Origin of the sequence: Verrucosispora sp. ts21 (assembly GCF_002879555.1) — a bacterium.
GTDB classification, from domain to species: Bacteria; Actinomycetota; Actinomycetes; order Mycobacteriales; family Micromonosporaceae; genus Micromonospora; species Micromonospora gifhornensis.
In genome coordinates this window covers 108,007-123,395 of record NZ_PNOZ01000011.1, presented here as the reverse complement: position 1 = coordinate 123,395, position 15,389 = coordinate 108,007, and the positions used below count along the sequence as shown (strand labels likewise).

Here is a 15,389-nt window from a genome sequence, read left to right as displayed (position 1 = left end):
GGTGGTTAGGGGAGGGGGTGGGAGATGTTGTGGGCGTGGTCGGTCAGGGCGGCGGAGGCGATTGTGGCTTCCAGGGGGAGGACTTCCAGGCAGCGGCGGACGGCGGCGGCCATCAGGGTGTTCGGCACGCGCATCGACAGGGTGCAGTGCGGGATCCAGCGGCCCGGGTGGTAGTGCTCGTGCAGGGCGATGCCGGCGGCGGCGAGCCGGTCGTACACCCGTCGATGGTGTGCCAGCAGCTCCGCGGTGGGCGCCGGGCCCAGCCAGAGCACCCGGCCGACGAACTGCCCGGCGTGCTGGAAGGACAGCCGCAGCGGTGCGGCCACCGTGAAACCGGCCAACGCCGCCGCCACCTGCTCCGGGTCGAACCGGGGCGCGACCGCGAGCGAGACGTGCGGTCGGTGCCGTTGCTCCAACAGCGACCGCAGGCTCTGCACCCCCTCGGCCTCCAGGGCATCCCAGAGCACCCGGATCCGGCGGGTGGCGACCGGGTCCAGGTAGAGCTCCAGCGCGGCGACCACATGATCATCCTAGAGGGCGCGGGAACCGGTGGTCAGGGCACGATCACGGCGCGGCCTTCGAGGGTGCCGTCCTGCATCTGCCGGTACGCGCTCATCGCGTCGTCCAGGGAGAACGTGGTGGTCTTCGGCGCAAGCAGCCCACGGGAGCCCAGGTCCAGCACCTCGATCAGCTCCGGTCGGCTGCCCCAGTAGGTGGTCTGGATGCTCACCTCGTACGGCACGGAGAAGAAGCTCACCGGCAGCGATCCGCCGCCGATGCCGACGATGGTCAGGTCGCCCACGGTACGCGCGGCGGCGGCACCCATCTTCATGGTGGCGTCCGCGCCGACGAAGTCCAGCACGACGTCCGCGCCCCGGCCGCCGGTGGCCGAGCGGATCTCCTCGACGGTCCCCTCACCCGACCGCAGCGTCTGGTCGGCGCCGCACTCCTCGGCCAGCCGCAACGCCTCGTCCCGGGTGTCCACGGCGATGATCCGGGCAGCGGTGGTGGCCTTGAGGATCTGCACCCCGACATGACCGAGCCCACCCACGCCGATCACCACGGCCGTGCTGCCGGGCGGCAGCTTCGGCCACGAGCGGCGGATCGCGTGGTACGGGGTCAGGCCCGCGTCGGTCAGCGGCGCCGCCAGCACCGGATCCAGCCCCTCGGGCAGCGGCACCACCAGCCGGGCGTCCGGCACCAACTCGTACTCGGCCATTCCGCCGTCCAGGCCGAGACCGCCTCCGCCCCCGGGGATGGGTGCGGCGCCCGGGTTCTCGCAGTAGTTCTCGGCACCGACCCGGCAGCGGGCGCAGGCCCCGCAGCCCCACGGCCCGTAGACGGCGACCGGTTGGCCGATCTCCAGTCCGGTCACACCGGCGCCGAGGGCGTGCACCCAACCGGCGTTCTCGTGACCGAGCGTGAACGGCGGATTCCAGGGCAGGGAACCGGCCTCGAAGTCGTGCATCAGGTGCAGGTCGGAGTGGCATGCGCCGGCGCCGCCGATCTTCACCACCACCTCGCCCGGGCCGGGTGTCGGCTCGTCGACCTCGACCAGTTCCGGTTCGCTCTTCCACGCAGGCAGCCGTAGCGCACGCATCCTTACCTCCAGTAAACCGCAGTAGCCAACTGGTGGGCTCCCCGGTTGCGGCCGATCCAAACCCACTGGCGCCGCCACCGGTTGCCGATCCCCGCCGGTGGCGGTGCACTGAATTACATGACTGTCATCAAGGTGGGCACGTCCTCGTGGGCCGACCGGACGCTTGTGCGCTCCGGCTGGTATCCGCGCGAGGCGAACACCCCGGCCGGCCGGTTGCGCCACTACGCGGGCAGGTTCGCACTGGTCGAGGTGGACACGTCGTACTACGCCGTGCCGGCACCGGAGACGACCCAGGGCTGGGTCGACGCCACCGGCGACGACTTCACCTTCAACGTCAAGGCGTACCGCCTCTTCACCGGCCATCCGACCCCGGTCGCCACCCTCCCCGCCGACCTGCGCCCGGTCGGCGGGCCGGCCCAGATCCGTCGGCGTGACCTGCCGCCGACGGCGTACGACGAGTTGTGGCGGCGGTTCCGCGCGGCGCTGGACCCGATCGCGGCGGCCGACCGGCTCGGCGCGGTGCTGTTGCAGTTCCCGCCGTGGCTGGCCCGCGGCGACGCGGCCCGACGGCGGATCGCGGAACTGGCCGACCGCTGCCGGCCGTGGCGGGTCGCCGTCGAGCTGCGACACGGGTCCTGGTTCGACGGTCGGGCGGCGCTGGAGACCCTGGCCTTTCTCCGCGACCAGGGGCTCACGTTCTGCTGCGTGGACATGCCGCAGGGCCACCCCGAGTCGGTGCCACCGATCCTGCACGCCACCGCCGAGCTGGCGATGGTGCGGATGCACGGGCACAGCACCGCCTGGGACGGCGGCGACAAGGAGGACCGCTTCCGGTACGCCTACGGCGACCGGGAGCTGCGCATCTGGTCGGACCTGCTGACCGAGTTCGCCGAGCAGGCCGACGAGCTGCACGTGCTGTTCAACAACTGCTGTGCCGGGCAGGCCCAGCGCGACGCCGAACGGCTCACCGGGCTGCTCGCCGCCGGGCGGGTACCCGCCGGCCGATCGGCGCGCCAATCCGCCGGGCGGGTATCCGCCGGCCGATCGGCGCGCCACTGAGCAGGTCCTCCCGAGGCCGTGTTCAACCGCGCCGGGAGATCCCTTCCGGCCGCATGCCGGTCGCCTCCTCCAACGCGTTGTCCGGCAGATCCTCACCGGCCACCTCCGCCGGGAACGAGCGGCGCGGCGGCGCCGGATCCGGCGGCGCGCCCGGCCCGGCCGCCGGCGTCCGGGTCGGCTCCACCGACCCGAACCCGTGCCGGCCGGCGGGCGGATGCTCCCGCGGCGTCTCACCCGCCCGCCGTTCACCACGCCGACCCTCCGCCACGGCGGTCGGCTCACTGCCCTCGTCCATCGGTGAGTCCTCGCCGACGCCCCACGGCGGGTCGGCATCGAAGCCGTCAGTGGTCCCCCACGGCTCGACGCCCTCGGGGCCCTGGTCCTGCCTGTCCCTGTCCGTCATGGCCACCTCGCTGATCGGCGCCGGTTGCCGGCCGGCGGTCCGGATGCTGCTGCCGGCCTCAGCGGCGCGACCTCACCCGCTGCCGCCGGACCGCCCGCGTCACCGCCATGTCAGTGGCCGTTGCGGCTCATCGCCTTCGACATCTGCATCAGGCCGCCGCCCTTGGCCATCGTCTTCGGTGTCTGCATCAGGCCGTTGGCCCGGCCCAGCATGCCGCGCAGCACCTGCCCGGGCTTCTGCTGCTCACCCATGTACGCGGTGACCACGATCAGCGCGCCGGTGAGCGCCGGGATGGCCCACTGGAGCAGCTTGAGCTGCCGTTGACAGGCGGCCACGTTCTGCGGCGTCTGCTGGTTCGGCTCGGTGACGCCGGCCACGCTGGTGCCGCCGGCCCTGGACAGCCGATTGCCGAGCATCCGGCTGTAACCGGTCGCCGCGAGGGCACCGACGGTCAGGGCGGTCTTCAGCGTGCTCGCCCGACCGACGCCGCGCTGGGCGGCCATCCGCGGGCTCTCGGTGACCAGTTCACCGACGGCGCCCGCGAGGTGGGCGCCGATGGCGGCGGCGTTGACCGGCGTCCACTTGGACCAGCCGGCCGAAGCCACCGGAATTCGCTGGGTCGAGTCGCCGACCCGGGCTGCGGCGCCGTTGACGCCGAACGCCCCCATCAGGGAGCCGCCGAACCAGGCCGCCAGGCCCAGGTCGTGCATGGATCGCAGGGTGGTGTGCGTGTCCGACATGATGTGTCCCCCTCAGCCGTTTCGAGCGCTGCGGCTTACCCCCGATGCGGGGCACTAATCGTGGGGTCGGGGACAGCCTGGATCAGCGTGCGGGGAGGGCGGCGGCGAACGCGGCGACCCGCGCGGCCAGCGGCTCGGCGGCGTGCCGTACCCAGGTGAAGTGGTCGAGCGCGACGCCGTCCGGGCCGCCGTGCCGCTCGCGGACGACGGGAGCCGCGGCGAGCTTGGCGCAGAGCCGGTCCAGCGTCGAATGGGGGGTGTACTGGTCGTCGTCGACGCTGACCGCCAGAACCGGGGTGCGGATCTGCCGCACCGCCGCCTCGGTGTCGACGCCGTCCAGGTGCGGGAAACGGCCGGTCCGCGCGGTGTGCGCCCAGTCGCGGATCACCCCGCGCGCCTGGCGGCCACCGAATCCCCAGCCGGGCCAGACCCCGAGCAGCCGGGCCGTGGCGGCGATGCCCTGGGTGTACGGCAGCACGCCGTACCGCCGTGGGCCGGTGAAGTCCCGCCAGTACGGGATGCCGACGGCCACCAGCACCAACCCGTCGACCTCCTGCTCGCCGTGCAGGGCCAGGTGCAGCACGGCGGCCTGCCCACCGAGGGAGTGCCCGAGCAGCAGCGTGCGTCGACCGTCGAAGCGGGCCTTGAGCGCTGTGCGTACCGCACCGATGTCGGCGGCCAGTTCGGTGTAGCCGTACCGGCAGGCCCGGCTCGGCCGGGGCGTGCTCTCGCCGGTACCGCGCAGGTCGGCCACGACCACGGCCAGCCCGGCGGCGCGCAGGGCGGTGGCGAACGGCCGGTAGTACCGGGCCCGAACCCCCATGGCCGGCACGACAAGCACCACCGGTGCCTCCGCCGGGCCGGTGGGCTCCGGGTAGACCTGGATGCCCAGGCGGGCGCCGTCGACCTGGACGAATTCCTGCACGTATTCCACAGTCGCGCTCACCGACCTGAGGTTACCGGCCGGTAGGTGGGTCCGGGAACGCCCCCGCCCGGATCACGGACGATCCGGGCGGGAGTGTCCTGGTGCTCAGGAGACGCTTATCGTGCCGTTCGACGCCCGTACGCAGGCAACCGAGCGGGCGGTGGCGGTGGCCGCGCCGGCCAGGCACTGGCCGAGCACCTGGTGCCCGGCGGCGTTCGGGTGCCACGACTCCTGGCAGGTCTGGAAGTAGGTCACGCAGGTGTTCGCGATCCGCTGGATGGCGATCTTGTCCTTGCCGGAGAGGCTGGTGACGAAGGTGCCGTTGGGCGGGTTGTCCATCAGCCGGATCGGGGTGGCCAGCGTGCCGGTCGGGCTGTTCGAGTTCTCGCAGAGCCGGGCGCCGTCGAAGGCCCGCTGGACGTTGAGGTAGACCAGGTCGGTGCCGGGGAACTCGGCGGCCAGGGTGTCCCGGGTGGAGCGCACGATGGTGCCGAGTCCCTGGGAGAAGCGGTGGCCGGGGGCGAGGCTGGCCCGGTGGATCGGGCAGCCGGCGGCGTACCGCTCGGCACCGAGGGCGCGGAACTTGTCCCGGGTGTCGTCCCGGCTGTCCTCCGAGTGGTACGGCGAGGCCAGGTCCAGCGGCAGCGGGTTCGTGTAGTCCTGCAGCACCACCCGGTGCTGACCGTCGGCGTCCACCTCGCGCAGGGTGGTCAGGATCTGGCGTACCGCGGCGGTGGTCTCGGCGGTCGCGGCGCTGATCTGCGCGGCGGTGGCCAGGTCCGCGTCGGTGCAGGGCTTCTGCTCCACCGGGCCGTTGAGGTACGCCCAGAACTCCCACCAGCCGGTCCAGGCGTCGGCGATGAACCGGTTGGCGCACTTCTCGGCGACCCCGCCGAAGGTGAACGAGCTGTTGTTGGAGCCCAGCCCGATCAGCACCAGGTCGATGTCGTGGGTGCGGGCGACGGTACGAAGCTGGTCGAGTTGGGCGGCCACCTGACGGCCGTTGGCGCGCGCCGACGAGGCGGCGGCGATGTCGCGCGGCTGGCCGCCGGAGCAGGCCAGGTTGAACCGGTCCTGGATGCCGGGCAGCGACGCCTTGTGCAGCGAGGCGTTGCCGGACCGGTGGCAGAAGAAGGCGTTGCTGTTCGACGCTGTCCAGCCCGGGAAGCTGCGTGCGACCCCGGTCGAGTCGACCACCGGCTGGTACGCCCCGGCACCCTCGCCGCTGATGAAGCTGTCGCCGAGGGCGACCGCAGCGGTGGGCAGCGCCGCGGCCGCGGGAGCGGCGGTGGTCACGGCTGTGGAAAGGGTCGCCGCGGCGACGGCCAGAGCCATCGCGGCGGCGGTACGACGCAACCCGGACATGGCATCCCCATCCATTCATGGAAATATGAAAGATCCTCTGGTGCGTGATGGAATCACGCAGGTGTGACGTACGTCAACAACGGGAAACAGATGTGACATCTGGGTCAGGCGGGAGTTAAATCCCAGCCCACACCGGAGGCAGCACCGGGCATAAGGCGCGACGCCGAGGCGTTGACCGCGGCAGGTACCACCAGCGGCGGCCTCCTGCGGCGCGCCGCGCGGGTGTCCGCATCAGCTGTCGGGGCGTACGGCTACGCTCGCTGCGGCCGTCCCACGCTGGGCCAACCACCGACGGTGCGGGGCAGCGCATCGCCGAGACCGGGGAGTACGACGGAGTTGACCGCAGAGCCAGAGACCCTGTACGGGGCCGACGACCTCACGCACCTTGAGGGGCTGGACGCCGTCCGCAAACGGCCCGGCATGTACATCGGCTCCACCGACAGCCGTGGCGTGGGTCACCTCGTCAACGAGATCCTCGACAACTCCACCGACGAGGGCGTCGCCGGCCACGCCACCACCATCGAGGTCACCCTGCACGCCGACGGCTCGGTGCAGGTCGACGACGACGGCCGGGGCATCCCCACCGACGTGCACGCCCGCTCCGGCATCTCCGGCGTCGAGCTGGTGCTCACCCGGCTGCACGCCGGCGGCAAGTTCGGCGGCTCCGGCTACAAGACCTCCGGCGGTCTGCACGGCGTGGGCGCCTCGGCGGTCAACGCGCTGTCCCGCCGCTTCGACGTCACCGTGCGCCGCAGCGGCAAGGTGCACACCATGTCGTTCCGCCACGGCGTACCGGGCATCTTCGACGGCGACGGCCCGGACGCGCCGTTCACCCCCGGCCCGGGCCTGCAGGTCGTCGGCGCGATGAAGCGCGGCCAGCGCACCGGCACCTCGATCCGCTACTGGTACGACGCCCGCTACTTCGAGACCGGCGCCACCCTCGACCACGACGCCGTGCGCGCCAAGCTGCGCCACACCGCCTTCCTGGTGCCCGGGGTCAGCTACACCCTGCGCGACCTCACGGTCGAGGAGCCGACCAGGGAGCAGTTCCACTACCCCAACGGGCTCACCGACATGGTGGACTTCCTCGCCCCGGCCGGCGACCGGCCGGTCTCCGGCACCCTGCTGGTCACCGGCGAGGGCACCTACCGGGAGAACGCCGCCGACGCCAACGGCGTCATGCAGTCCAACGTGCAGCGACGCGCCGAGATCGAGGTGGCGTTCCGCTGGGGCACCGGCTACGAGCGCACCGTCGAGTGCTTCACCAACACCATCCGCAACGCGCACGGCGGGACTCACCGCAAGGGCTTCGAGCGAGCTCTGGCGCGTACCCTCGCCGACGCCGTACGCAACACCCGTGGCCTGCTCAAGGCCAAGGAGGACGCGCCCACCCTGGACGACGTGCTGGAGGGCATGACCGCGGTGGTGCACGTGCGGGTGCCCGAGCCGCAGTTCACCTCCCAGACCAAGGACGAGCTCTCCACCGCCGGCGTCACCAAGGTGGTGCAGGGGCTGGTCGAGCAGCACCTCAAGTCCTGGCTGGACGACCGCAAGACCAAGACCGAGGCGCGTACGGTCCTGCAGAAGATCGTCGACGCTGCGCGGGTACGCCTGACCCAGAAGCAGCAGAAGGACGCCGCCCGCCGCAAGACCGCCCTCGAAGGCGCCGCCATGCCGGCCAAACTGGTCGACTGCCGCGCCTCGGGCATCGACAGAAGTGAATTGTTCATCGTGGAAGGGGACAGCGCCCTGGGCACAGGGCGACTTGCCCGTTCTGCCGAATATCAGGCGCTTCTTCCGATTCGGGGCAAGATCCTCAACGTGCAGAAGGCCAACCTCCAGCAGGTGCTGGACAATGCCGAGTGCGCGGCCATCGTGCAGGTGCTCGGCGCGGGCTCCGGGCGTACCTTCGACCTGTCCTCCATGCGGTACGGCCGGGTGCTCATCATGGCCGACGCGGACGTCGACGGCGCGCACATCCGGACCCTGTTGATCACCCTGTTCGCCCGGTACATGCGACCGCTGATCGAGGCGGGTCGGCTCTACGCCGCGATGCCGCCCCTGCACAAGATCACCACCAAGGGGCGTAACCCGGAGACCGTCTACACCTACACCCAGGCGGAGATGGAGGCGACCGTCCGCAAGCTGGAGCAGGCCGGCAAGCAGATCGTCACCCCCATCCCCCGGTTCAAGGGTCTCGGTGAGATGGACGCCGACGAGTTGTGGGAGACCACGATGAACCCGGCCACCCGCTCGGTGCGCCGGATCACCCTGGAGGACGTCGACGCCGCCGAGCGCATCCTCGAACTGCTGATGGGGGAGAAGGTCGAGCCGCGCCGCAACTGGCTGATCGACTCCGCCGACCGCGTCGACCGCGACGCCATCGACGCCTGACCAACGGGTTCTTCGGAAGGAAAGCTGAACCATGGCACGCCGCAAGGAAACGAAGGTCGACCACTCCGCGTTCGACCGGGCCGGCGCGCGGGTCTTCGACAACCCGCTGGTCACCGAGGTCTCCGACTCCTACCTGGAGTACGCCTTCTCGGTCATCCACTCCCGCGCCCTGCCGGACGCCCGCGACGGCCTCAAGCCGGTGCACCGGCGCATCCTCTACGCCATGTACGAGTCGGGCTTCCGGCCCGACCGGGCGCACGTCAAGTCGGCCCGCGTGGTCGGTGACGTGATGGGCCGCTACCACCCGCACGGCGACACCGCGATCTACGACGCCATGGTTCGGATGGCGCAGGACTTCTCCCTCAACGTCCCACTCATCGACGGGCATGGAAATTTTGGGAGTCCAGACGATGGACCGGCGGCGGCGCGTTACTGCGTGACGGGCGATACTCGAATTCGCCTGGCGGACGGTTCGAGTCCTCGAATCGGCGAGCTGGTGGATCTCGCTCCCGATAGTGAGGCTGACGTCGATTTCGAGGTGCTCGACAAGGACGGCAAGGCCGTCCGGGCAAGCAAGGTTTTCAACTCGGGAGTCCATCCCACCATCCAGATCCGTACCGAAGCCGGGTTCTCACTCCGGGGCAGCGAGAATCACCTGGTCTTGTGCCTGGAAGCACCGCTCGGCGTGCCAGTGTTCCAATGGCGACGTCTCGACGAGGTGGCCCCCGACACGGTCGTCTGCATCGCGCGAAACGCCTGGTACCAGGTAACCCCTACGGCTCGGGAGTACATGCTGGGAGTACTCGGGGGTGCCTGGGTATCCGAAGGGTTCGCGAGTGAGTCGCGAGCGGGCTTCAACAATACGGATGAGCACTTCTTCGGCGAGGTTCTGCATGCATACGACCAAGTCGTAGGCGGGCAGCGCTACGTCAGCGAGCGGCATACCCGCCGCGACCGCAAACGCATCCAGGAGCTGGATGTACAGGAGTATGCCGGGGGGATGGCCGCGTTCCGTGCCAGCCCGCTCGCCGAACTCATCGGACATCAGGCGCGGGACAAGTTCGTTCCGCAGTTCGTCTGGACCGGAGGGTGGGGTGTGAAGCGTGCGTTCCTGATGGCGTTGTTTGAAGGAGACGGCGGCGTACGGGTAGCGAAGGACAGCTTCACCATTCAGTACACGAGCTTCAGTGAACGCCTTACTCGGGACGTCCAAGAGTTGTTGGCGGAGTTCGGCGTCATCGCGTGTTGGCGGCAATATACGCGTCCGAGTGGCTCGGTGGAGCATCGACTGGTCATTTCAGGGATGCGGAACATCGCGGCGTTCGCCAATCGAGTCGGGTTCCTCCGTACCAAGCAGGCTGTGCTGCACAGGGTGCTCAAGCGTTCACCGCTGCGCCCGCATCGACTCAGTAAAGACCACGCGCCCTTCGTGGCCGAGTACGTTCGTGGGGCGCTCGCCTTCGACAGGCGTGGTTCGGGCCGCAAGTGGCTGACTCGGCACAACTTCGACCGGGTAGAGCGTTGGGAGACTGAACGGCTTCGCATCGTCGATCGGATCAAGGATCCCGAGATCTTGGCGACGATCCTGCCTGTGATGGACTCGGGCTACCGATTCGAGCGGATCACCGAGGTGACCCCGTGCGAGCCGGCCGAGGTCTACTCAATCAGGGTCGACACAGAAGACCACTCATTCCTCGCTGGCGGTTTCGTCAACCACAACACTGAGGCTCGAATGTCGCGGGAGGCGATGCTGCTCGTCGGCGAGCTGGGTGAGGAGACCGTCGACGTCGAGCCCAACTACGACGGCTCGCTGACCCAGCCCACCGTGCTGCCGGCCGCCTTCCCGAACCTGCTGGTCAACGGCACTTCCGGGATCGCGGTCGGGATGGCGACCAACATGATCCCGCACAACCTGGGCGAGGTCGTGTCGGCGGCGCGCTGGCTGATCCGGCACCCGAACGCCACCCTCGACAAGCTGATGGAGTTCGTGCCCGGCCCCGACCTGCCCACCGGTGGTCTGCTGCTCGGCCTCGACGAGGTGCGCCGTGCCTACGAGACCGGCCGGGGCGTGGTGCGGATGCGCGGCAAGGTGGAGATCGGTCCGCTGGAGGGCAGCCGGGGTCGGCAGGCGATCACCGTGGTCGAGTTGCCGTACGGGGTGGGCGCGGAGAAGGTCATCGCGGCCATCACCAACGAGGTCACCAAGACCAAGCGGCTGACCGGGATCGCCGACGTCAAGGACCTGACCGACCGGGAGAACGGCACCCGCCTGGTCATCGAGTGCAAGGTGGGGGTCAACCCGCAGGCGTTGCTGGCCGACCTGTACCGCCTCACCCCGCTGGAGCAGTCCTTCGGCGTGAACAACCTGGTGCTTGTCGACGGGCAGCCGCGCACCCTCGGGCTGAAGGCGCTGCTGGAGGTGTTCCTGGCGCACCGCTACGAGGTGGTGACCCGGCGCAGCGCGTACCGCAGGCGTAAGCGCGAGGAGCGGCTGCACCTGGTCGACGGTCTGCTGATCGCCCTGCTGGACATCGACAAGGTGGTCAAGCTGATCCGGGCCAGTGAGGACGCCCAGGAGGCCAAGGACGGCCTGATGCGCCGGTTCAAGCTCTCCGAGATCCAGGCCAGTTACATCCTGGACACCCCGTTGCGTCGGCTGACCAAGTACGACCGGCTGGAGTTGGAGGCCGAGCAGGAGAAGCTGCGCGCCGAGATCGCCGAGCTGTCCACCATCCTGGACGACGAGAACGTGCTGAAGAAGCTCGTCTCCGACGAGTTGGCTGCGGTGGTCAAGCAGTTCGCCGCACCGCGTCGGACCACGCTTGTCGACGGTGACCTGAAGGAGGTGCTCGCCGCCTCCGCCCCGGCCGGGCCGCTGGAGGTGGCCGACGACCCGTGTCAGGTGATCCTGTCCGCTACCGGTCTGGTGGCGCGGACCGCGGCCGAGTCGGAGGAGGCCGCCGAGGGGCGCCGCCGGCACGGCCGGGTCAAGCACGACGCGGTACGCGCGGTGGTGCACTCCACCGCCCGGGGTCGGGTGCTGTTGGTGACAAGCGCCGGTCGCGCGTTCAAGGTGGACGTGTTGCCGTTGCCGGTGTTGCCGGAGCAGGCGGGCACGGTGTCGTTGCGTGGTGGGATGTCCGCGGCCGAGTTGGTGCCGTTGGAGCCGGGGGAGAGCGTGGTCGGTCTGGCGCCGCTCGGCCCGACGGCCGAGGGTTCTCCCGGTTTGGCGTTGGGCACCCGGCAGGGGGTGGTCAAGGTGTGTGCCCCGGACTGGCCGGTCCGCTCCGACGAGTTCGAGGTGATCGGGCTGCGGGACGGCGACGAGGTGGTCGGGGCGACCTGGTTGACCGACGGTGCGGAATCTCTGGCCTTCCTGACCAGCGCGGCGTCGCTGTTGCGTTTTCCCGCCGGCACGGTTCGTCCGCAGGGGCTCAAGGGTGGCGGCATGGCCGGCATCGCCCTGCCGGCCGGGACGCAGGTGGTGTACTTCGGTGCGGTGCGTACCGACGATCCGCAGCACGGTGAGCCGATGGTGGTGACCTCCACCGGCGGCACTGTCAAGGTGACGCCGTTCGCGGCGTACCCGGCGAAGGGGCGGGCGACCGGCGGGGTGCGTGCGCAGCGGTTCCTCAAGGGTGAGACCGACGTGGTCGTCGCTTGGATCGGTCCTCGCCCGGTGGGCTCGACGGCGAATGGTGAGCCGGTCGAGCTTCCGACCGCCGATCCCCGTCGGGACGGCTCCGGTTTCGCCGTGATGCTCGGCCCCACCGTGATCGGTCATCAGATCGATCGCCAGTAACTGGAGGTCCCGGTCTGGCCTGGACGTGTGAATCGGGCAGGTCGGAGTCATATCGATGTTCGTCATTGACGTAAGACGTATGACGACGCTACGTTGAGGCTGTCCGCAGGGGCAGCCTTGACGTGTTTTTGCACCACCACCCGGACGTCGGCGCCTGCGGCGACGTGCGCCTGTCCTGAGCGCGCGTGGTCCCAGTCGAAGGAGTCAGTAATGACCGGTGAGGTTCGTCCCGCCTCTCCTGAAAGACGTCGACGGTCCTCCGCAGTGGCTGCGGCCGGTGCGGCGCTCCTGGTGGCCAGCACACTCGTCGCAATCGATGCGGCCCCCGCCGCTGCCGCGACGCCGGACACCAATGCCTGGTACGTGCTCGTCAACCGCAACAGCGGCAAGGCGCTGGACGTGTACGGGCTGGCCACCAACGACGGCGCGCGGATCAGCCAGTGGTCGCGCAACGACGGGGCCAACCAGCAGTGGCAGTTCGTGGACTCCGGTGGTGGCTACTACCGGCTGAAGTCGCGGCATTCCGGCAAGGTCCTGGACGTGTCGGGGGCGTCGACCGCCGACGGTGGCGCCATCGTGCAGTGGGCGGACCACAACGGGACGAACCAGCAGTTCCGGCTGGCCGACTCCGACTCCGGCCACGTCCGGCTGATCACCCGGCACAGCAACAAGGTGGTGGAGGTGCAGGGCGCCTCGACCGCCGACGGGGCGAACATCGTCCAGTACGCCGACCACAACGGCGCCAACCAGCAGTGGCAGTTGGTGGCGGTCGGTGGCGGGTCCACGCCACCGCCCACGGGTGAACCGGGGGCCGGGTGCGGGAGGGCACCGACGTTGAGCAGTGGCTCGCACACGATCCAGAGCGGTGGCAAGAGTCGCAGCTTCATCCTGCGGATTCCCGCGAACTACAACAACAACACCCGCTACCGGTTGATGTTCGCGTTCCACTGGCTGGGTGGCACCTCCGGTGATGTCGCCTACGGTGGCGCCGACGGGGCCGCCTGGGCCTACTACGGGCAGCAGGAGCAGTCGAACAACAGCGCGATCCTGGTCGCGCCCCAGGGCATCGGCAACGGCTGGCCCAATTCCGGCGGCGAGGACGTCACCTTCGTCGACGACATGATCCGGCGGATCGAGAGCGACCTCTGCGTGAACACGACGCAACGCTTCGCCCTCGGTTTCAGCTATGGCGGTGCCATGAGTTACGCGCTCGCCTGCGCCCGACCGAACATCTTCCGGGCCGTCGCGGTGTACGGCGCGCCGCGCGAGCTGAGCGGGTGCAGCGGTGGCACCCAGCCGGTGGCGTACTTCGGTATCCACGGCATCTCCGACAACATCGCCAGCGGGCGGGCGTTGCGCGACAGGTTCGTCCGCAACAACGGCTGCAACCAGCAGAATGCGCCGGAGCCGGCGCCGGGTAGCCGGACGCACATCACCACCGTCTACTCGGGGTGCCGTGCCGGGTATCCGGTGCAGTGGGGCGCGTTCGACGGCGGTCACACCCCCGGCCACGTCGACGGTGGCGGTGACAGCGGCGCCAGGACGTGGACCAAGGGCGAGGTCTGGCGGTTCTTCTCGCAGTTCTGATCCGGACGTGTCGAAGTCCCCGGCGCTGGCCGGGGACTTCGACATCCGGTTCGGCCTCGACGCTGCCGGCGAGCCGAGCGGTGAATCCGCTCAGAGTTCCGGCTCGGGGCCCTGGCGGGAGGTCGGGGTGGTGTTGCGGAGGCGGGCGATCAGGCGCATGCCGTGGTACGCGATCAGGGCGGCGGCGGTGCCCAGGGCGATGCCGTTGAAGGAGAGGTCGCCGGCGGTGAGGGTGTAGTCGGCGGCACCGATGATCACCGCGACGGCGGCGGTGAGCAGGTTCACCGGGTCCTGGAAGTCGACCCGGTTGTCCAGCCAGATGCGGGCGCCGAGGATGGCGATCAGACCGTAGAGGGCGGTGGTGGCGCCGCCGAGCACGCCGGCCGGCACAGTGAGGATCAGCGCGCCGACCTTCGGGCTGAGCCCGAGCAGCACCGCGGCCAGCCCGGCTACCCAGTACGCGGCGGTCGAGTAGACGCGGGTCGCCGCCATCACACCGATGTTCTCCGCGTACGTGGTGGTGCCGGAGCCGCCGCCGGAGCCGGCGAGCACGGTGGCCAGGCCGTCACCCATGAACGCCCTGCCCATGTCGCGGTCCATGTTCCGGCCGGTGGTGGCGGCCACCGCCTTCACGTGGCCGGCGTTCTCCGCGATCAGCACCAGCACCACCGGGATGATCAGCACCACCGCACGCAGGCTGAAGCTGGGCGAGTGGAACTCGGGCAGCCCGATCCAGGCGGCCTCCCGTAGCCCGGTGACCGTCGTCGGGTCCAGCCCGCCGGTGAGCGCGGCGAGCAGCCACCCGACGAGCACCCCGAGCAGGATCGACAGTCGGGCCAGGAAGCCCCGGAACAGCACCGTGAACAGCAGGATCGACACGAGCGTGACGACCGCGATCAGTGGTTGGGCCTTGACTCCGCCGTCGCCGCCGCCGTCCCAGGCCACCGGGGCGAGGTTCAATCCGATCAGCATCACGATGGCGCCGGTGACCAGGGGCGGCATCAGCCGGCTGATCCAGCCCGCGCCGGCGATCTGCACGACCAGGCCGACCAGGGCCACCGCGACGCCGGCCACCACGATGCCGCCGAGGGCCGGGCCGATGTCACCGCCGGCCTTGGCCGCCAGCACCGGGGCGATGAAGGCGAACGACGAGCCGAGGTACGACGGCAGCCGGTTGCCGGTGATGAGCAGGAACAGCAGGGTGCCCAGCCCGGAGAAGAAGAGCGTGGTGGCGGGCGGGAAGCCGGTGATCAGCGGCACCGTGAAGGTGGCGCCGAACATCGCCACCACGTGCTGCACGCCGATGCCCAGGGTGCGGGGCCAGGAGAGCCGCTCGTCGGGCTGCACCACGTCGCCGGGGCGTACGGTGCGGCCGTCGCCGTGCAGGGACCAGGGCGACCAGCGGGAACGCGGTTCGGTGGGGGACTGGGTCATGGTGGCCCTTCGCGTCGGAGTGCTGACGGGGGCGATCGACCCTGGAGGTAATTTCTAGCACGGCCGGTCGCGGGGCCTGC

The 15,389-nt window shown here is 70.2% G+C and carries 10 protein-coding genes and 3 pseudogenes; 6 read left to right on the top strand and 7 right to left on the bottom strand.

Annotated elements, in window-relative coordinates:
• Positions 1-5 precede the first annotated feature (5 nt).
• Positions 6-521, bottom strand: a complete 516-nt coding sequence (locus C1A38_RS07235) for a 2'-5' RNA ligase family protein (RefSeq protein WP_102657047.1) — start codon at positions 519-521, stop codon at positions 6-8.
• Positions 522-553: 32 nt separating this feature from the next.
• Entirely contained in the window at positions 554-1,600 is a 1,047-nt protein-coding gene (locus C1A38_RS07230; RefSeq protein WP_102657046.1) for an NAD(P)-dependent alcohol dehydrogenase, read from the bottom strand.
• Positions 1,601-1,717: 117 nt separating this feature from the next.
• Between C1A38_RS07230 and C1A38_RS07225 the strand changes: the two genes are divergently transcribed.
• On the top strand, positions 1,718-2,659 hold the full coding sequence (locus C1A38_RS07225) for a DUF72 domain-containing protein (RefSeq protein WP_102657045.1): 942 nt from the start codon (positions 1,718-1,720) through the stop codon (positions 2,657-2,659).
• 22 nt (positions 2,660-2,681) lie between these two features.
• Here the strand turns inward: C1A38_RS07225 and C1A38_RS07220 are convergent, their stop codons facing one another.
• The 4 genes from C1A38_RS07220 to C1A38_RS07205 form a co-directional block, all read right to left on the bottom strand.
• Complete coding sequence (locus C1A38_RS07220) at positions 2,682-3,062, bottom strand: hypothetical protein (RefSeq protein ID WP_102657044.1); 381 nt, start codon at positions 3,060-3,062, stop codon at positions 2,682-2,684.
• Between the two features lie 110 nt (positions 3,063-3,172).
• The gene (locus C1A38_RS07215; protein WP_102657043.1) at positions 3,173-3,802 is read right to left on the bottom strand and encodes a hypothetical protein; all 630 of its coding nucleotides are present in this window, start codon (positions 3,800-3,802) and stop codon (positions 3,173-3,175) included.
• A gap of 82 nt (positions 3,803-3,884) precedes the next feature.
• Positions 3,885-4,736, bottom strand: a complete 852-nt coding sequence (locus C1A38_RS07210) for an alpha/beta fold hydrolase (protein WP_199180120.1) — start codon at positions 4,734-4,736, stop codon at positions 3,885-3,887.
• Between the two features lie 96 nt (positions 4,737-4,832).
• A complete protein-coding gene (locus C1A38_RS07205) occupies positions 4,833-6,092 on the bottom strand; it encodes an SGNH/GDSL hydrolase family protein (protein WP_102657041.1) in 1,260 nt (419 codons plus the stop codon).
• Between the two features lie 336 nt (positions 6,093-6,428).
• Here C1A38_RS07205 and C1A38_RS07200 point away from each other — a divergent pair, with 336 nt between their 5' ends.
• The 5 genes and pseudogenes from C1A38_RS07200 to C1A38_RS07190 all read left to right on the top strand — a co-directional run bounded on the left by C1A38_RS07200 (position 6,429) and on the right by C1A38_RS07190 (position 13,875).
• The gene (locus tag C1A38_RS07200) at positions 6,429-8,486 is read left to right on the top strand and encodes a DNA gyrase/topoisomerase IV subunit B (RefSeq protein WP_102657040.1); all 2,058 of its coding nucleotides are present in this window, start codon (positions 6,429-6,431) and stop codon (positions 8,484-8,486) included.
• A 31-nt stretch (positions 8,487-8,517) separates the two neighbouring features.
• Positions 8,518-9,138, top strand: a pseudogene (locus C1A38_RS32560) (DNA gyrase subunit A); the annotation flags it as partial.
• A gap of 138 nt (positions 9,139-9,276) precedes the next feature.
• Positions 9,277-9,813: pseudogene (locus C1A38_RS32555) on the top strand (LAGLIDADG family homing endonuclease); the annotation flags it as partial.
• Between the two features lie 393 nt (positions 9,814-10,206).
• Positions 10,207-12,288 (top strand): annotated as a pseudogene (locus C1A38_RS32370) (DNA gyrase subunit A); the annotation flags it as partial.
• 210 nt (positions 12,289-12,498) lie between these two features.
• A complete protein-coding gene (locus C1A38_RS07190) occupies positions 12,499-13,875 on the top strand; it encodes an RICIN domain-containing protein (protein WP_199180117.1) in 1,377 nt (458 codons plus the stop codon).
• 90 nt (positions 13,876-13,965) lie between these two features.
• Here the strand turns inward: C1A38_RS07190 and C1A38_RS07185 are convergent, their stop codons facing one another.
• Entirely contained in the window at positions 13,966-15,309 is a 1,344-nt protein-coding gene (locus C1A38_RS07185) for a uracil-xanthine permease family protein (protein ID WP_102657037.1), read from the bottom strand.
• Between the last annotated feature and the right edge of the window lie 80 nt (positions 15,310-15,389).